The sequence below is a fragment of the Bacillus sp. AFS029637 genome, assembly GCF_002584985.1.
GTDB lineage: Bacteria > Bacillota > Bacilli > Bacillales > Bacillaceae_G > Bacillus_A.
Genome location: NZ_NUPZ01000011.1, coordinates 91197 through 108493, shown reverse-complemented (window position 1 = coordinate 108493; position 17297 = coordinate 91197). Strand labels below are relative to the sequence as shown.

The window sequence follows — 17297 nt, the reverse complement described above, 5'->3', positions numbered from 1 at the left end:
ATATGTATAGAGGATGTGTTTACATGCAAACCGTTCAACACAAAAAACGAATCTATCTTTCTTCACCACACATGAGTGGAAATGAACAGAAATATATTAAAGATGCTTTTGACTCAAATTGGATTGCACCTCTTGGTCCAAATGTAGATGGATTTGAAAGAGAACTTGCTTCTTTTGTAGGAGTTAAAGGTGGGGCTGCGGTGAGTTCAGGTACTGCTGCCATTCATTTAGCTTTACGATTATTAAACGTTCAAAAGGGGGATACTGTTTTTTGTTCAAGTCTCACTTTTATAGCGAGTGCAAATCCGATTGTTTATTTGGGAGCTGAACCGGTATTTATTGACTCAGAATCGGAAACATGGAACATGTCACCGCAAGCTCTAGCACTTGCGTTGCATGATGCTGATAAAGCAGGGAAATTACCTAAGGCTGTTATTCTTGTTCATTTATATGGTCAGAGTGCGAAATTAGATGAAATTCTTTCGCTTTGTAATCACTATGATGTTCCCATAATTGAGGATGCAGCAGAATCTTTAGGTTCTACATATAAAGGTAAAGCAAGTGGTACATTCGGAAAGTTTGGTGTGTATTCATTTAATGGAAATAAAATTATTACAACTTCGGGCGGTGGAATGCTTGTTTCTGATGATGTGGAAGCATTAGAAAGAGCGAGATTTTTAGCGACACAAGCAAAGGATCCAGCACCACATTATGAGCATAGTGAAGTAGGGTATAATTATCGAATGAGTAATATATTAGCTGGTATTGGAAGAGGACAATTAGAAGTGTTAGAAGATAGGGTGAGGGCTAGAAGGTCTATATATAAACAATATTATGAGGCGCTATCTTTCATACCAGGATTTTATTTTATGCCGGAATTAGAAAATACTCGTTCAAATCGTTGGCTCACTACATTGACAATTGATGAAAAGGAATCCGGGATCTCTATTGGAAAATTATTGAGGGATTTAGAGGTAGAGAATATTGAAGCGCGTTCTATGTGGAAGCCACTTCATACGCAGTCGCTCTTTAAAAAGAAGAAGTATTATCCGCATAGCAAAAATGAAGATGTGTCGCAGCATCTATTTCAAAGTGGGATTTGTTTGCCTTCAGGATCTAATATGTTAGTTGAAGATCAACAAAGGGTCATTCAAGGCGTTTTAAAAGCTATAGAATGAAAGTAATAAAAAGTAAGTAAAAGTGGAGAATTGTATACGTCCTACCCTTTGTTCTTTATAATGAATTTTTTGTGAAAGTCGTTTGGGAGTATCTAGTTTGAATTGACATGAAAAGGGTACAGTGTTAGGTTTTAAGTATCTAAAACTTAATTTAAAAATGAATTAAAGCATGTAGTTAAGAAGGTAATAAAATAAGTGTTTTTGTTCGTTAAAAAGAATGGAAAAGGGGTACGTTTAACGAATTTAATATATAAATAGTATTTGTAGTAACTTTTCCTATAATAGGAGGGGAAAAATGAGCGCTATAACTGGTATTATTCACTTTAATAATGAACCTGTAGCAATGGAACATGGCACACGATTAATGAGTGACTTACAAAAGTACCCTGCTGATGATATTCAAATATGGCATAAAGAAAACGCTTTTCTGGGATGTCACGCACAATGGATTACACCAGAGTCAGTTGGTGAGCAATTACCTTTCTATAATTATGAAAAACAACTGGCAATTACAGCAGATGCTATTATTGATAATCGTTATGAGTTGTTTGAAAAATTACAAGTAGATTATGCAGATAGAAAAAACATGACAGATAGCGAGTTAATTTTACTCTCTTATGAGAAATGGGGGGAAGCGGCTCCAAAATATTTGGTGGGCGATTTTGCCTTTATGATTTGGGATGAGAAAAAACAAATTCTGTTCGGAGCTAGAGATTTTTCTGGGAGCCGAACACTTTATTTTTATCGTAGTGAGAATAAATTTGCTTTTTGTACTATCATAAAGCCGTTATTTACTCTACCATATGTTGAAAAAACATTGAATGAGCAATGGATTGCTGAATTTTTAGCTATACCTGTAAATTTCGAGTCAGTAGATCCACAGCTAACAGTCTATAAATATATAGAACAGGTGCCTCCATCACACACTGTTTTGGTAAAGGATGGAAAAGTCAAATTTTCGCGATACTATATACCAACTGCTGGGAAAATGCTTAATTTAAAATCAAATGAAGAGTATGAAGAGGCGTTTCGAGAGGTGTATCAAAGTGCAGTGAAGGCACGTTTACGAACACATCACGAAGTAGGAGCTCATTTGAGCGGAGGGCTAGACTCAGGGTCTGTCGTTAGTTTTGCTGCAAAAGATTTACGTGCTGAAAATAAAAAATTACATACGTTTAGTTATGTCCCGGCAGAAGGATTTGAAGATTGGACGCACAAAGGTAGGATAGCTGACGAAAGACCATTTATTCAATCGACTGTACAATATGTAGGGAATATACAGGATTATTATTTAGAATTACCGGAAAGAAGCCCATTATCGGAAATTGATGATTGGCTGGAAACAATGGAGATGCCGTATAAATTTTTTGAGAATACTTTTTGGTTGAGGGGAGTTTATGAAAAAGCATCTCAGCGTGACATAGGAGTACTCCTTAGCGGCCAAAGAGGTAATTGGACAGTATCGTGGGGGCCTATGTTAGATTACCAGGCAATGCTGTTAAAAAAATTACATTGGATTCGTTTTTATCGTGAACTACATTTATATAGTAGAAATCTAGGAGTGAAAAAAGCTCGTGTTTTTGAAGTAGTAAGAAGAAAAGCTTTTCCGTTTTTTCATCAGTTACTTTCTTCAGAGGAACAAGATGTTTTTCCTATAATAATCAATCCGGAATTTGCAAAAAAAATGAATGTTTTTGATAGGCTCAAAGAACAGGATGTTGATATAACAGGTACTTCTATCTCAACTGCATATGACATGAAAAGAGAACAATTTGAAAAACCATATTATTGGAGCATAAATGGAACGTATGAAACGAAATTATCGTTACGTTATGCTTTATGGGATCGTGATCCTACAAATGACTTACGGATTATTCAATTTTGTTTGTCAGTCCCGGAAGAACAGTATGTTCAAAATGGTTTAGATCGATCGCTTATCCGGAGAGCCACAAAAAATTTCCTTCCTGATAAAGTACGATTAAATCAACGCGTCCGAGGTGTTCAAGGTGCAGATGGTGTTTACCGTATGGCTCCTTTTTGGAATGAATTTATTGAGGAAGTTCAAGAACTTAGTGTAGATCCAATAATCTCTGAATTTCTAAATGTAGAGGTAATTAAGAAAGCTATCTCAAAAATATGTAAAGAACCTCGATCAGAGTATGCATTTGATTTAGATTTTAGAATTTTAATGCGTAGCTTAATCTTCTATCGATTTATAAAAAAAATTAATATGAAAGGAGGTGATACGTATGAAAAAGGAATGGAAACAACCTGTATTAGAAGTACTTAATATTAATATGACTATGGCGGGTCCAGGACATAGACTTCCTGACGCAGTTCAACCTGATCCAGATGATCCAGTGAAGTATAGTTAAGTGATTGGAAAACTAAAGCTCTTATATATTTTTATTATATAAGAGCTTTCAAAAAAATTGACAATGTGGGGTGAATAGGATGATCGATTCGAGGGGAAATGTGTTATACAAAGCCTTCGGGTTAAAAATAGTAAGTGAAATCCCATTACCCGAGTTGTCTCAGATGAATGAAAAGAAAGAGATGGCAGATGTTCAAATCGAAATAACTGATTTATCTGAACGGTGGGATAGATATGACGAATCACAACAAAAAACCATTGTAGTGGAAGATGATGTAGTGATGTTTCATGTTCCTCAAACTGCAATATTTTCTATCCAAGCGGGCGAGAAAATTACTTTTTCACCTATGCCAGAGGCGAAAGAAGATAAAATTCGATTATACATTCTGGGAACTTGTATGGGGGCAATTTTAATGCAACGGAAAATACTTCCATTGCATGGGAGTGTAATCGCCATAGATGGGAAAGCGTATGCATTAATTGGTGATTCAGGAGCTGGAAAATCAACGTTAGCCTCGGCTTTTTTGAATGCAGGATATCAACTTTTAAGTGATGATGTAGTTGCTGTGTCTCTTTTGAATAAAAATAATGCAGTAGTTCATCCTTCTTATGCACAACAAAAATTATGGCAAGAGAGCATAAATGAGTTGGGAATGGAAGTAGCGCAATTTAGCCCTTTGTTTGAAAGAGAAACGAAGTATGCTGTTCCTGTGAATTCTCAATTTTTCCCCGATCCATTACCTCTTGCTGGTGTTATTGAATTAGTAAAAACGCAGGGAGAAGATATTGAGATGATCCGTATAGAAGGTCTCACACGCTTGTACAAGTTATACCAACATACTTTTAGAAATTCTTTGATTTCTAAATTAGGATTGATGGAATGGCATTTTGAAACTTCATCTAATGTTGCAAGTGGAATGGAGATGTTTCAATTAAGACGCCCGGATTCGAAATTTACAGCTCATGAGCTTGTGCAAGTTATTTTAAATACTATACAGAAAGGGAGTATGGTTGATGGTTGTTCATTCGAGAAACATATCATTAGAACATAATGTTGTACAGAGTGAAGGTAATATAGTAAGTGATATGGATGGAGAAAAAGTTATGTTAAATGTCCAAAAAGGAAATTATTATAACTTAGGTGAAATAGGCGGAGAAATATGGGAGCGTATTGAAAAGCCGATAAAAATTAATCAGCTTGTTACTATGTTAGTATCTAACTATGAAATTGAACGAAAAGATTGTGAAGAGCAAGTTCTTTCCTTTTTAGAGTGTTTATTTCAAGAAGGTTTAATTCAAATAAAAGATCAATCTAATAGATAAATTCGTAATTTCAAGAGAACTGTTAGGAAGGGATTAATGAATATTGTGAAAAGGTTAAGGGTATTTTTATCGCTGAACATGGAAACAAAGCTTTTATTTTTAGAGGCTTTTATTTTTTTAGGGTGGGCGCGTGTACTAAAAAGTATTACCTTTTCCAAAGTTGCACCTTCTTTAGGGGATTACATGAACGAAACATCAGTTTCCCAAATTCAGCCACACGGGGATACACTAAAGAAGGTGTCTGAAGCTATCTCTATTATGAGTCGTTATACTTTTTGGGAAAGTCAGTGTCTTGTTAAAGCTATAGCTGGGATGAAAATGCTCGAAAAACGTCACATTGAGAGTACTCTTTATTTAGGAACTGCTAAGGATAGTCATGGGGAATTAATTGCGCATGCATGGCTACGGAGCGGTTCTTTTTATGTTACTGGATTAGAAGGAATGGAGAAATTTACTGTCGTTGGATCATTTGCAAAGAGGCTAAGTGAGGACACTATTAAAGGAGAATAAAATGGAGAAAGATTTTGGTCTGGATGTAGAGTTCATGTCTAAGGAATTGAAACTTCTTTTGGCAATTTTGAAGTTACAAGATGACGAAACAGTACAAACTTACAGTAATGAATGGTTTTCGGATATTGATTGGGAGGTATTTCTTGAGCAAGCTGTGCATCATCGCGTTTATCCGGTGATATATCAAAAACTTAAACAGGTGGATGAGGAACTAATTCCTTCAAATATTGTACAAACCTTGAATAGAAAATATAAAAAAAATACATTTCACATGCTTTATTTAAGTGCTGAAATGGAACGAATAAATAAACTATGTAATGAAAATGAGATTCGTATGATTTTTCTAAAAGGACCTGTACTATCTCAGGACTTATATGGGGATATTTCTTTACGAACATCCTGTGATTTGGACGTTCTAATTCCGATGCGAAATTTAGAAAAAGTAGAAATGCTACTTTTAGAGCAGGGGTATGTAAAAGATGATTATATTCAAACGATATTAAATGATTGGAAATGGAGGCATCATCATATAACATTTTTTCATCCAACAAAGCAGATTAAGCTTGAGATTCATTGGAGGTTAAACCCCGGACCGGGTAAGGAACCTGGGTTTGAAGAACTTTGGAAGCGAAAGAGAAAAAGTACCCTTACGAGTAATTCTGTATATATGTTAGGGGAGGAAGATTTATTTTTATTTCTTGTATCTCATGGTGCTAGACATGGTTGGTCCAGATTACGCTGGTTAGTGGATATAAAAAAAATTGTCGATCAAGATCTTAATTGGAGTGAGATTTATAAGTTAATGAGAAAATATCACATGCTTCATTTAGGAGGACAAGCATTAATTTTAGCAGCTCAATTGCTAGGTGTACGACTAGATGAAAGGATGATGGAATTGGTAGCGAAAAAACATTCAAAGCAGTTAGCTCAAGAGGCGCTGTTTTATTTCAAGCAAATGATAAATTTGCATACCGAACCTGTCCCAGAAGAAGTATTTATCTATCATAGTCGACACTTATTTTCACTAATGTCTAATCAGCAAAAGATTTTATATATTATGAGCCAATTATATCCTTATCCAATTGATGCAAAAACATTACCGTTACCTAAATTTCTTCATTTTTTATATTTTCCTTTACGTCCGTTTTTATGTCTTTGGAGGAAAACAAAGAAGCTTGCTTTGTTATAGGGGGAACATCGATGAATCATATTATATATTTTATGAAGAAATTATATTCTTCAGCGGGAAACATACTGTATGTGAATTTATTTGGTATGGTTTTAATAAGTTTACTTGAAGGGATAGGTATTATTTTATTAATTCCTATGATAAGTATGACTGGAATAATTAATATAGGCGAGGAGACTACTTTTATTGCACCTGTCTCTAGATTTTTGCAGGATTTTCCTAAAACAACAAGTCTAGCTTCTATTTTAGGTATATATATACTAATAGTGTTAGGTCAAAATTTACTACAAAGAAATATAACGCTAAGGGATGCGAGAACGCAACAAGCTTTTGTACGAGAATTAAGAATAGAAACATATAGTATGATTTTAAAAGCAAAGTGGAGTTTTTTTCTAGAGAAAAGGAAAACAAATCTAATAAATATATTAACTACAGAATTAGCTCGTGTAAGTTATGGGGTTAATTTAATTTTACAATTGTTAGCTGCTATTCTGTTTACATTTATACAGGTGGGGATTGCGTTTTTATTATCTCCTCAAATAACTATATTTGTTTTGGTCTTTGGCTTATTATTCTTGGTAGCTTCTCGTGTTTTTATAAAAAAAGCACGAATATTAGGCGGTAAGACCTCAGAATTGGCAAAAGACTATCTTTCTGGTATAACAGATCATTTTAATGGAATTAAAGATATAAAGAGTAATACTTTGGAATCATCACGTTTAGATTGGCTACAATCTATAACAGAAAAGATGAGTAATGAGCAAATGGAGTATATGAGAATAAGATCGAACTCTCAATTGTTTTATAAAGTTTCAATGGCTATATTAATTGCATTTTTTTTATTATTATCAGTAAGTATGTTTCAAGCGCAATCCACCCAATTACTACTAATTATCCTCATCTTTTCCAGACTATGGCCGAGATTCATGACAATTCAATCAAATTTAGAACAACTGGCTGCAAGTATTCCTGCTTTTAAGTCATTATGGGAGTTGCAAGAGGAATGTAAGGAAGCGATTGAAATGCAGGATATACATCAGCAAAAACATATTGAGCCGATTTGTATAAAACAAGGTATTGAGTGTAAGGATGTTTACTTTCGTTATAATAAGCAAGAATCTTTATATGCACTTCAAAATATTAATGTGCAAATTCCTATAAATAGTATGACGGCCATTGTGGGGCATTCTGGTGCTGGAAAAAGTACATTAATTGATGTGTTAATGGGATTAATCCAACCAGAAAAAGGTCAAGTATTAATAGATGGTACTCTTCTTACAACTGATAATTTATTGTCATTAAGGCGGGCTATTAGCTATGTACCACAAGATCCGTTCTTATTTAATGCTAGTATAAGAGAAAATTTATTGATGATTGATTCGAATGCAAGTGAAGAACAAATTTGGTCTGCATTAGAATTTGCGGCAGCAACTGAATTTGTACGAATGCTTCCAAATGGGCTTGATACGTTGATTGGAGATCGCGGGGTGAGGCTTTCGGGTGGTGAACGTCAGCGACTTGTATTAGCTCGGGCCATTTTAAGAAAACCGTCGATTTTAGTATTAGATGAGGCTACGAGTGCGTTAGATACTGAAAATGAAGTGAAAATTCAATCAGCAATAGAAAGATTGAAAGGAACGATGACTATCGTTGTTATTGCACATCGCTTATCTACTATACGCAACGCAGATCAAGTTATTGTGTTAGGGAAAGGTGAAATTGTACAAAAAGGTGAATTTAATCAATTGGCTAAGGAGAGGAAAGGTGTGTTTCGAAATTTATTGGGCTCACAAATGGAAGTTGGTTCATAGAGGAGCAAGAGTGAATGAAGTTTTGTGTTCATACAGTTCGAATCGAATAAAAGCCCGAGTAAAGGTCAGTTATAACAAGATCTTATTCGGGCTTTTATTTGTGCGTTTTCTAAATTTAGGAAATAAATATAAATAGGTACCTTGCAATAGATAGTACCAAGTGGTATATTATGGATAAAAGGGCTACCGTGTATTGAACAGTACTAAGGTAAGAAAGGGGGATTGCAATTGAACGTTCAGTTTAAAAAAGGTGTGTTAGAACTATGTGTTTTGGCACTTGTGAAACGTAAAGATAGTTATGGTTATGAACTTGTTCAGCAAATCTCAAATAAATTTTTAATATCGGAAGGGTCTGTGTATCCATTATTGCGTCGTTTAACGAAAGAGGGATATTTTCAAACGTACTTAAAAGAGTCTACAGAGGGGCCGCCTCGTAAATATTATCAGTTAACAGAGCAAGGGGAGATGCAACTTAAGCTATTGGTAACAGAGTGGCGAGATTTTGCGAAAGGTGTACAAGAAATTATTGAAGGGGTGAATTGGGATGAATAAAGAACAGTTTCTTAAGGAGTTATCGAATCAGCTTAGAAAGTTACCAGAAGAAGAGCGGCAGGATATTTTGTTTGATTATGAAGAGCACTTTCAATTCGGAATAGAAGAAGGGAAAAGTGAATCGGAAATAATAAAAGGGCTAGGTTCCCCGAAAGCAATTGCAAAAGAATTGCTAGCGATGTATCGATTTGATGAGATGAAAAAAGATCCGTCGACTTCAAATGTGACAAGAGCTGTCATGGCAGCGATTGGACTTAGTTTGTTTAATTTTATTATTGTGTTAGGCCCGTTAGTTGCAATTATCGCTTTTATATTTTCCTTTTGGGTTGGTGGTATTGCTAGTGTAGTGACACCGTTTTTCGTTATTGTAAAAGTATTTATGGGCACTTTTATATGGTTAGATCTTTTCGTTAGTATAACATTTGTTGGAGTAGGTTTGTTGTTATGTATTATTGCTTATTATAGTACGAAGTGGTTTAAGAAATTATGCGTACGATATGTCATATGGAACTTCAAAATGATAAAAGGGGAGTAGATGATGAAAAAAATACTGTTAGTAGCTATCGCTTGTATCATTGTTGGAGTAATAGGGATTTCGCAAACATATAAAAAAGCAGTAGCAAATGTCGAGACGGGAAATAAGGAAGATGTTATTAAAAACGAAGCGTTAAAAAACGTAGAAGTTGATTTGGATGCTGGAGATGTTGTTATCCAAAAATCTCCGGACTCCTCTTTTTATGTAAAGCAAACAGGGGATGTGCGAAAACAGGAGATTCGTATTGTTGAAGAGGGTGACGCATTAAAAATTATAGGTGGAAGAGAAAATGGTGATTCGTTTGATTTTTCATTTTACAATTTCAGATTTCAAACGCCTACAGTGACTATATTTGTACCTGAACGTTTTTACCAAGAGATAAAAGTAAAATCATCCGCTGGACAAATAGAAATTAGTGATGTGAAAAGTGACCGTGTAAGAGTGGAGACACTTGCTGGAGAAGTGGATTTGAAACATATAACAGCTAAGAATGTGGAGGGGTCTACAAAAGCTGGTGAGGTGAATTTTGAAAAAGTAATAGGGAAAGTGACAGCGAAAACAGCTAGTGGAGATGTAGAAATTATGGACCATGATTCTAAATATGATTTAGAGGCAAGTTCAACCGCTGGAGACATAGATATTACTTTATTGGAAAAACCACAAAATGCAGTTATAAGTGGGCAAAGTGCTGCTGGAGATGTAACGATTTTTAATGAAGAAAATAGAAACGTAACAATTGGTAATGGGAGTACAAAGATTAGCGGCAAAACCGCTGCTGGAGATGTTACTATAGAAACACGTTAATAAATAATATGTGCGTTTTTGAATGGAATTCTATCAAAATATAAAAAGAAGATAATTGCCTATATAAATAAGGTAATTATCTTCTTTTATTATTTTTTAATGTAAATCACGATATACACCAATTACTTTTCCGATAACTGACACTTGTTTTAAAATGATAGGTTCTAATGAAGAGTTTTCCGGTTGTAGACGGAAGTGGTCTTTTTCTTTATAAAAGCGTTTAACAGTTGCTTCGTTGTCTTCTGTTAAAGCCACTACAATTTCACCGTTATATGCAGACTGTTGTTGGCGAACAACAACTAAATCGCCATCAAATATACCAGCGTCAATCATACTATCTCCAGAAATACGTAACATGAACACTTGATCTGCTCCAGCAACAATGCTAGCTGGAAGTGGGAAGTGATCTTCTACACTTTCAACTGCTGTAATCGGTAATCCAGCAGTAACTTTTCCGATGATTGGAACTTGAATAACAGATTGTGTTTCTGTATTCATTCGATCGTCACCTAAAATTTCAATTGCTCGTGGTTTTGTTGGATCGCGTCGAATATATCCCTTTTCTTCTAGTCGTGATAAATGTCCGTGCACTGTAGAACTAGAAGCGAGGCCGACTGCTTGACCGATTTCACGTACGGAAGGTGGATATCCTTTTTCTTGTACTTTTAGCTTAATAAAGTCGAGAATGTCTTGCTGGCGTTTCGTTAACTTTTCCATGTTTTCTAACACCTCGTTTTCTTTCATTTTTCTTATTAATAAGTATAACATGCGAAAAAACATTCTACAAACATAAGTTCGAACAAAAGGCGGATTTATGTTACACTAGAGGGAAAATATAGCGAGAAAGAGGGGTTCAAAATGAATGCAATTATTTATGCACGTGTGAGTACAACAAAAGAAGCACAGGAAACATCATTATTACGTCAAAAAGATGAATTATTGCATTTAGCTGAGCGCTATCAAATGAATGTTATAAAAGTAATTGAAGAGCAGGCTAGTGGTTATACCATTGAACGTGACGGTATATTAGAAGTGCTGGATACAATTCGAGATGAACAAATTGATGTGCTACTTATACAAGATGAAACGCGCCTCGGTAGGGGGAATGCGAAGATTGCATTAATGCACTGTTTACATAAAGAGGGAATAAAAGTGTATACACATACTCATAGTGGTGAATTACAGCTTTCGGATTCTGATTCGATGGTTTTAGATATAATCGGGATTGTTGAAGAGTATCAAAGAAAGATTCATAACTTGAAAATTAAACGTGGCATGCAGCGCGCAGTAGAAAAAGGCTATCGCCCAGAAAATAATTTAAAAAATCGTAATTTAAGCGTAGGCCGAGAGAAAAAAGAGGTGCCAATTGAAGAAATTGTACGTTTACGTAGGAATGAACTTACTTTCGAAGAAATTGCGGCAACGCTTCGTGGATTTGGTCATAATGTTTCAAAAGCGACTGTACATCGTAGATATGTAGAGTACACAAAGCAATTGCTTGATAAAGAAGAGTAACTATTGTATGATAATAATCAGTTTTGATTAGAAGGGGGATTCGAGATGATTAATCACGAACTCGTTGAACGCATTAACTTCTTAGCGAAAAAAGCAAAAGCTGAAGGTTTAACTGAAGAAGAACAACGTGAGCGTCAATCGCTACGTGAACAATATTTAAAAGGATTTCGTCAAAATATGTTAAACGAACTTAAAGGGATTAAAGTTGTTAACGAAGAAGGTACAGATGTTACACCGACGAAATTAAAAGCTTTAAAAAAGCAAGATAATGAAAAATTAAACTAAAAGATGGGCGAATTCGCCCATCTTTTTTAATTGTTAAATTCGTTATTTAATAACTTTCCAGTTATTATTTTGCGTTGCTTCTATCTTTTTATGCTTCAAGATGTAGGTAGCGATAAGTTCAGACATATCTGTAGGTATGTCTTTTACTACTGGCTTATTTTGAAACATAAAGAAATTCCCACCACCACTTGCACGATAATTATTCATAACAACGTCATATTCTCCATCTATATGAAGAGGAGTGCCTTTATGCTGTAAAGATTCTACTCTTTCACCAATTGGTTTTGAAATGTTTAATACGTATGAAACCCCTTCCCACATATCATAATTATAGTGTGCAGGCTTTGGTTCTATATATGTAGGGTTAACGATTATATTTCCATTCTCATTTAAAATGAAATAGGAAGCGGAGAGTTCGAGAGCATCTTTTATATCTGCTCCAGTTACACGAATCGCTTTTAATGTATTTGGATAAATGTAATTAGAAACGATGTCCCGCATTGTTACATGTTTCGGGAAACCGGGAGATGCATTATGAAACAAACTTGTACAAGAAATGGAAACATTAGCTATATCCATTTGTATTTTATTTATAAATTCAATAAATGGATGGTCTTGTAAACGGGTCTGCATAGCATCTGAAATTTGCATGTCCCCCTGAATGATTCCAATAGGTTGATCAAGCCATTTTTGTGTATTCTCTTCATAATCAGATACTAAGGAAAGAACATCTGAATCTGCCTCAATTCCTTGTACCGTCAATAATTCTGAATAACTTTCTTTTTTTACCCACATCTGTCCTGATTTTTCGAAGGTTACAGTTATCTTTCCAACTGATTGCCCATTACATCCAGTCTGTAAAATAGTTACACCATTATCCAAAGTTTGAGAAAGTTCTCGATGTTGGTGGCCTGTTAATAAAATATCTATCCCTTCAATTTCATGACACATTGCATATCCTTGATTTTCACCTGTTAAAACTTCAGTAGGTTCTCCAGTTTGTAAATCACGTTCAAATCCTCCGTGATAGGCTACGACTACTAAATCTGGTTTTTCGTGCTCGTGGATGTAAGAAACCCATTTTTTTGTAGTTTCAAGTGCGTCTTCAAAATGTAAGTCTTGAATATGAAGGGGTTGTTCCCAGTTTGGGATGTAATGTGTCGTTACCCCTAATATAGCAACCTTTATATTGGATTCGACATGTTTTATCATATAGGGTTTTCCGAAATAAGGTTCTTTTCTGTTTTTATCCAAAATATTAGCTGATAGATACGGAAAGTTTGCGGTAGCCACAGCGTTATTTAATATATCCATTCCATAATTAAATTCATGATTTCCGATCACTGCAGCATCGTAACTTAAATAGTTGGCCAATAAGGACATTGGGTTTTTCTTATCTTTTTCGTATGTAGCGTAATGGTAAGTAAATGGTGTTCCTTGAATGAAGTCCCCGTTATCGATTAAAAGAACGTTTGTATGTTTGGAACGTTCTTTTTTTATAAGAGTAGAAATTTTAGCTAAACCGATTTCTGCTTGGGAATTATCTTGGTAGTGAATTGGATAAACAGTACCATGTATATCACTCGTTAATAAGATGTTTAAAGTTACAATTTGATTCTGATTCAACATCATTCACCTTTTCTATTGTTATCTTTAAGTTAATCATATCAAAAATATGAAGAGAATTTTAATGTGAATGTATAGAGTGTGTAAAAATTCTGTAAATAGGCAATTTTTTGTAAAAAAGTGTGATATATTTCTTCATGTTTATGGAAGGTTATTTTATAACAACAAAAAATGGAGGCATTAACATGTTGAAAAAAGTTTTTGCAATGAGCACAACAGTTGTACTAGCAGCCGGATTATTAAGTGGCTGTGGAACGAAGGAATCAAGTGCAAGTAAAAATGAAGACACAAAAAAAGGGTATGTACCGAAGACGTTAAATGTTCAATTTGTTCCTTCTCAAAATGCAGATACGTTAGAAGCTAAGGCAAAACCATTGGAAAAGTTATTAAGTGATAAATTAAACATTCCTGTAAAAGTTAGTATTTCAACGAATTACAATACAATTGTAGAAGCGATGGCATCTAAGCAGGTAGATGTAGGTTTCTTACCTCCAACAGCGTATGTGTTAGCACATGAGAAAAAGGCTGCAAATGTAATTTTACAGGCACAACGTTTTGGAGTAGAGGATGAAACAGGGGCTCCTACAAAAGATTTAGTAGATTTTTATAAATCTGAATTTGTTGTTAAGAAAGATTCTAATATCAATAGTGTAAAAGATTTGAAAGGTAAAAAAATTGGTTATCAAGATGTGACATCATCAGCAGGATACGTATGGCCGGCAGCGGTGCTGTTAAAAGAAGGAATTGATCCGTTGAAAGATGTGAAACCTGTTACATTAAAAGGTCACGATCAGTCTCTTATTGCTCTTTTAAATGGTGATGTAGATGCGGCTGTTGTATTCCAAGATGCACGTAACATTGTAAAAAAAGATTATCCGAATATATTTGATCAAACGAAAATAGTGAAATTTACAGAGAAAATTCCAAACGATACAATTTCTGTACGCTCAGATTTAGATGCAGAGTGGAGTAAGAAATTACAAGATGCTTTCATTGAAATTGGAAAGAGTGAGGAAGGTCACAAAATTATTAAAGAAGTATATTCACATGAAGGATATGTTAAATCTGATGATAGTAAATTTGATATCGTTCGTGAATATGGAAAGAAAGTAAAAACACAATAATACATATGGAAATGGCGACTAACTGGAAAGTGTGTGGTTCCAGTTAGTTTGCCGTTTTTAGGTTACTGATAATATATTGAAAGTAGGTAATAGGTGTGATAGAGTTTCGGAATGTCTCTAAAGTGTATCCGAATGGTACAAAAGGATTAAATAATATAAGTTTAAAAATTCAAAAAGGCGAGTTTGTTGTAATGGTAGGACTGTCTGGTGCTGGAAAATCTACACTCCTTAGATCAGTAAATCGCCTTCATGAGATTACAGAGGGAGAAATCATTATTGAAGGGGAGTCTATTACCGCTGCAAAAGGAAAAGGATTACGACGTATGCGCCGGGATATTGGCATGATTTTTCAAAGTTTTAACCTTGTAAAGCGATCAACGGTATTGAAAAACGTATTAGCTGGCCGTGTTGGATATCATTCGACACTGCGCACAACGTTAGGGTTGTTTCCAAAAGAAGATTTGGAGCTTGCGTTTCAGGCGTTAAAAAGAGTGAATATTTTGGAGAAAGCATATGCACGGGCTGATGAATTATCAGGAGGACAACAGCAACGTGTATCGATAGCGAGAGCATTGGCGCAAGAAGCGAAAATTATATTGGCGGATGAACCTGTTGCATCGTTAGACCCACTTACAACAAAGCAAGTGCTGGATGATTTGAAAAAAATTAACGAAGATTTTGGAATTACGACAATTGTAAACTTGCATTCTATTGATTTAGCTAGGCAATATGCTACTCGTATTATTGGATTACACGCGGGTGAAATTGTTTTTGATGGATTGGTAGATGAGGCAACGGACGAAAAATTTGCTGAAATATATGGGGAAGTGGCTCAGGAAAATGAATTATTAGAGGTGGCGGCTAAATGAGTGGCGTGACGATGTACTCGAAATCGATACCGAAGCCGCCGAGTAAATTGAAACATATGCTAACGGTTATTCTCGTTATTGTAATGTTGTGGGGAAGTAGTGTCCAGGTCGATGCATCATTTTCAAAACTAGTAATTGGTTTTCCTAATATGATCGATTTATTGAAGGAAATGGTGCCGCCAGATTGGAGTTATTTTCAAGTAATTACAACGGCAATGTTAGATACGATACGTATGGCGATTATTGGGACGACTTTAGGAGCAATTTTAGCTATACCACTTGCACTATTTGCGGCAAGTAATGTATTTACTAATGTGTTTTTGTACAGTCCAGCTCGTTTGATTTTAAATTTTATACGAACGATACCAGACTTACTATTAGCTGCTATTTTTGTGGCGATTTTTGGAATAGGACCACTTCCAGGCATTTTAGCTCTTACTTGTTTTTCAGTTGGGCTCGTAGCGAAATTGTTGTATGAGTCCATTGAAGCAATTGACCCTGGACCGTTAGAAGCGATGACAGCTGTAGGAGCTAATAAGGTGCAGTGGATTGTTTATGGGGTAGTTCCGCAAGTGAAAGCGCATTTTGTCTCCTATGTACTTTATACATTTGAGGTGAATGTACGTGCAGCTGCTGTTTTAGGGTTAGTAGGGGCAGGGGGCATTGGATTGTATTATGATCGTACACTTGGATTTTTACAATATCAACAAACTGCTTCTATTATTATTTATACTCTTGTTGTTGTATTGTTAATTGATTATATAAGTACATTGTTGCGGGAGAAATTATAATGAGTGAATCGACGATGATCATACCAAAACGAAAGAAATCAAGTGTGTATCGCTGGATTATTTTTATAGCACTTGCGGTTATATATGTATGGGCCTTTTCAGGAGTACCGCTAGAGGGAATAAAGAATACCGCGGGAGAAATTACAAAAGCAATTATGACAGGGGTATTGAATCCAGATTGGTCGTATGTATCCTTGCCAGATGGAGAAGATTTATTACATGGTTTAATTGATACGTTGGCTATTGCGATATTAGGTACATTTATTTCCGCCTTTTTATCAGTGCCATTTGCTTTTTGGGCAGCAACAAATATGAGTAGTGGAAAATTAACTTCAGGAACTGGGAAGTTTGTACTTAGTTTTGTCCGTACATTTCCTGAGTTAGTAATGGCACTTTTATTTATAAAAGCTGTCGGTCCAGGTTCTTTCGCTGGAGTACTAGCTTTAGGATTGCATTCTATCGGGATGTTAGGAAAGCTGTATTCGGAAGGAATCGAAAATATTGATAAGGGACCGACCGAAGCGCTAATTGCTACAGGAGCAAACCGTTTTCAAATTCTTTGGTACGCGGTATTCCCACAAGTGTTACCTGACTTCTTATCTTATACGTTATATAGGTTTGAAATTAATGTGCGATCCGCTACAATATTAGGCGTTATTGGAGCAGGTGGTATTGGTACACCGCTAATTTTTGCTTTAAGTTCACGGAATTGGTCCCGCGTAGGAATTATTTTATTAGGCATCATTTTAATGGTAATTATCATTGACTTTATTTCAAGTTCGATTCGGAAGAAACTCGTATAAATGATTTT

At 35.2% G+C, this 17297-nt stretch carries 18 protein-coding genes and 1 pseudogene; 17 read left to right on the top strand and 2 right to left on the bottom strand.

Translation table 11 applies throughout. The features are described from left to right. Nucleotides 1-23 precede the first annotated feature (23 nt). From COE49_RS04555 to COE49_RS04510, 11 genes and pseudogenes are all read left to right on the top strand, one after another. Nucleotides 24-1178, top strand: coding sequence for an aminotransferase class I/II-fold pyridoxal phosphate-dependent enzyme (locus tag COE49_RS04555; RefSeq protein WP_098945719.1), 1155 nt, complete (start codon nucleotides 24-26; stop codon nucleotides 1176-1178). A gap of 295 nt (nucleotides 1179-1473) precedes the next feature. Next, nucleotides 1474-3402, top strand: a pseudogene (locus COE49_RS04550) (asparagine synthase-related protein); the annotation flags it as partial. A 25-nt stretch (nucleotides 3403-3427) separates the two neighbouring features. After that, nucleotides 3428-3553, top strand: a complete 126-nt coding sequence (locus COE49_RS27155) for a paeninodin family lasso peptide (RefSeq protein WP_140417308.1) — start codon at nucleotides 3428-3430, stop codon at nucleotides 3551-3553. Between the two features lie 79 nt (nucleotides 3554-3632). Further along, nucleotides 3633-4604: an aldolase gene (locus COE49_RS04545; protein ID WP_088229995.1), complete on the top strand. Its 972-nt coding sequence runs from the start codon at nucleotides 3633-3635 to the stop codon at nucleotides 4602-4604. After that, nucleotides 4567-4875, top strand: a complete 309-nt coding sequence (locus COE49_RS04540; protein WP_098252571.1) for a lasso peptide biosynthesis PqqD family chaperone — start codon at nucleotides 4567-4569, stop codon at nucleotides 4873-4875. The genes COE49_RS04545 and COE49_RS04540 overlap by 38 nt, the downstream gene beginning before the upstream one ends. Before the next feature lie 36 nt (nucleotides 4876-4911). Beyond that, nucleotides 4912-5385 carry a lasso peptide biosynthesis B2 protein gene (locus COE49_RS04535; RefSeq protein WP_098252572.1) on the top strand — a complete coding sequence of 158 codons (474 nt, stop codon included), beginning with the start codon at nucleotides 4912-4914 and terminating at the stop codon, nucleotides 5383-5385. A gap of 1 nt (nucleotide 5386) precedes the next feature. Continuing rightward, nucleotides 5387-6574 carry a nucleotidyltransferase domain-containing protein gene (locus tag COE49_RS04530; protein WP_098252573.1) on the top strand — a complete coding sequence of 396 codons (1188 nt, stop codon included), beginning with the start codon at nucleotides 5387-5389 and terminating at the stop codon, nucleotides 6572-6574. Nucleotides 6575-6585: 11 nt separating this feature from the next. Then, entirely contained in the window at nucleotides 6586-8385 is a 1800-nt protein-coding gene (locus COE49_RS04525) for an ABC transporter ATP-binding protein (RefSeq protein WP_098252574.1), read from the top strand. A gap of 228 nt (nucleotides 8386-8613) precedes the next feature. Continuing rightward, entirely contained in the window at nucleotides 8614-8937 is a 324-nt protein-coding gene (locus COE49_RS04520) for a PadR family transcriptional regulator (RefSeq protein WP_140417307.1), read from the top strand. Continuing rightward, nucleotides 8930-9472 carry a DUF1700 domain-containing protein gene (locus COE49_RS04515; protein ID WP_098252575.1) on the top strand — a complete coding sequence of 181 codons (543 nt, stop codon included), beginning with the start codon at nucleotides 8930-8932 and terminating at the stop codon, nucleotides 9470-9472. The genes COE49_RS04520 and COE49_RS04515 overlap by 8 nt, the downstream gene beginning before the upstream one ends. Then, complete coding sequence (locus COE49_RS04510; RefSeq protein ID WP_098357360.1) at nucleotides 9473-10276, top strand: DUF4097 family beta strand repeat-containing protein; 804 nt, start codon at nucleotides 9473-9475, stop codon at nucleotides 10274-10276. A gap of 96 nt (nucleotides 10277-10372) precedes the next feature. Here COE49_RS04510 and lexA read toward each other — a convergent pair whose 3' ends face one another. Beyond that, nucleotides 10373-10993 (bottom strand): transcriptional repressor LexA, encoded by a 621-nt coding sequence (lexA, locus tag COE49_RS04505; RefSeq protein ID WP_141524753.1) that lies wholly within the window; start codon nucleotides 10991-10993, stop codon nucleotides 10373-10375. A 141-nt stretch (nucleotides 10994-11134) separates the two neighbouring features. Here lexA and COE49_RS04500 point away from each other — a divergent pair, with 141 nt between their 5' ends. Together COE49_RS04500 and COE49_RS04495 are read left to right on the top strand one after the other, a co-directional pair. Next, nucleotides 11135-11791, top strand: a complete 657-nt coding sequence (locus COE49_RS04500) for a YneB family resolvase-like protein (protein WP_098252577.1) — start codon at nucleotides 11135-11137, stop codon at nucleotides 11789-11791. 45 nt (nucleotides 11792-11836) lie between these two features. Next, a complete protein-coding gene (locus COE49_RS04495) occupies nucleotides 11837-12076 on the top strand; it encodes a DUF896 domain-containing protein (protein ID WP_088229986.1) in 240 nt (79 codons plus the stop codon). Between the two features lie 42 nt (nucleotides 12077-12118). Here COE49_RS04495 and COE49_RS04490 read toward each other — a convergent pair whose 3' ends face one another. Beyond that, nucleotides 12119-13708, bottom strand: coding sequence for a bifunctional metallophosphatase/5'-nucleotidase (locus COE49_RS04490; protein WP_483295616.1), 1590 nt, complete (start codon nucleotides 13706-13708; stop codon nucleotides 12119-12121). Between the two features lie 179 nt (nucleotides 13709-13887). On the opposite strand from COE49_RS04490, the gene COE49_RS04485 reads away from it, so the two are divergent. The 4 genes from COE49_RS04485 (at nucleotide 13888) to phnE (COE49_RS04470) (ending at nucleotide 17289) form a co-directional block, all read left to right on the top strand. After that, nucleotides 13888-14826, top strand: a complete 939-nt coding sequence (locus tag COE49_RS04485; protein WP_141524754.1) for a phosphate/phosphite/phosphonate ABC transporter substrate-binding protein — start codon at nucleotides 13888-13890, stop codon at nucleotides 14824-14826. Between the two features lie 95 nt (nucleotides 14827-14921). Further along, nucleotides 14922-15695 (top strand): phosphonate ABC transporter ATP-binding protein, encoded by a 774-nt coding sequence (phnC, locus tag COE49_RS04480; protein WP_098252580.1) that lies wholly within the window; start codon nucleotides 14922-14924, stop codon nucleotides 15693-15695. After that, nucleotides 15692-16486 (top strand): phosphonate ABC transporter, permease protein PhnE, encoded by a 795-nt coding sequence (phnE, locus tag COE49_RS04475; RefSeq protein WP_098252581.1) that lies wholly within the window; start codon nucleotides 15692-15694, stop codon nucleotides 16484-16486. The genes phnC and phnE (COE49_RS04475) overlap by 4 nt, the downstream gene beginning before the upstream one ends. Then, nucleotides 16486-17289, top strand: a complete 804-nt coding sequence (gene phnE / locus COE49_RS04470; protein WP_098252582.1) for a phosphonate ABC transporter, permease protein PhnE — start codon at nucleotides 16486-16488, stop codon at nucleotides 17287-17289. Before phnE (COE49_RS04475) ends, phnE (COE49_RS04470) begins: the two co-directional genes overlap by 1 nt. Nucleotides 17290-17297: the final 8 nt, after the last annotated feature.

Coding starts and splice junctions, on each gene's coding strand:
- COE49_RS04555 (WP_098945719.1), top strand. CDS start 24: ATGCAAACCGTTCAACACAAAAAACGAATCTATCTTTCTTCACCACAC.
- COE49_RS27155 (WP_140417308.1), top strand. CDS start 3,428: ATGAAAAAGGAATGGAAACAACCTGTATTAGAAGTACTTAATATTAAT.
- COE49_RS04545 (WP_088229995.1), top strand. CDS start 3,633: ATGATCGATTCGAGGGGAAATGTGTTATACAAAGCCTTCGGGTTAAAA.
- COE49_RS04540 (WP_098252571.1), top strand. CDS start 4,567: ATGGTTGTTCATTCGAGAAACATATCATTAGAACATAATGTTGTACAG.
- COE49_RS04535 (WP_098252572.1), top strand. CDS start 4,912: ATGAATATTGTGAAAAGGTTAAGGGTATTTTTATCGCTGAACATGGAA.
- COE49_RS04530 (WP_098252573.1), top strand. CDS start 5,387: ATGGAGAAAGATTTTGGTCTGGATGTAGAGTTCATGTCTAAGGAATTG.
- COE49_RS04525 (WP_098252574.1), top strand. CDS start 6,586: ATGAATCATATTATATATTTTATGAAGAAATTATATTCTTCAGCGGGA.
- COE49_RS04515 (WP_098252575.1), top strand. CDS start 8,930: ATGAATAAAGAACAGTTTCTTAAGGAGTTATCGAATCAGCTTAGAAAG.
- COE49_RS04510 (WP_098357360.1), top strand. CDS start 9,473: ATGATGAAAAAAATACTGTTAGTAGCTATCGCTTGTATCATTGTTGGA.
- lexA (WP_141524753.1), bottom strand. CDS start 10,993: ATGGAAAAGTTAACGAAACGCCAGCAAGACATTCTCGACTTTATTAAG.
- COE49_RS04500 (WP_098252577.1), top strand. CDS start 11,135: ATGAATGCAATTATTTATGCACGTGTGAGTACAACAAAAGAAGCACAG.
- COE49_RS04495 (WP_088229986.1), top strand. CDS start 11,837: ATGATTAATCACGAACTCGTTGAACGCATTAACTTCTTAGCGAAAAAA.
- COE49_RS04490 (WP_483295616.1), bottom strand. CDS start 13,708: ATGATGTTGAATCAGAATCAAATTGTAACTTTAAACATCTTATTAACG.
- COE49_RS04485 (WP_141524754.1), top strand. CDS start 13,888: ATGTTGAAAAAAGTTTTTGCAATGAGCACAACAGTTGTACTAGCAGCC.
- phnE (WP_098252581.1), top strand. CDS start 15,692: ATGAGTGGCGTGACGATGTACTCGAAATCGATACCGAAGCCGCCGAGT.
- phnE (WP_098252582.1), top strand. CDS start 16,486: ATGAGTGAATCGACGATGATCATACCAAAACGAAAGAAATCAAGTGTG.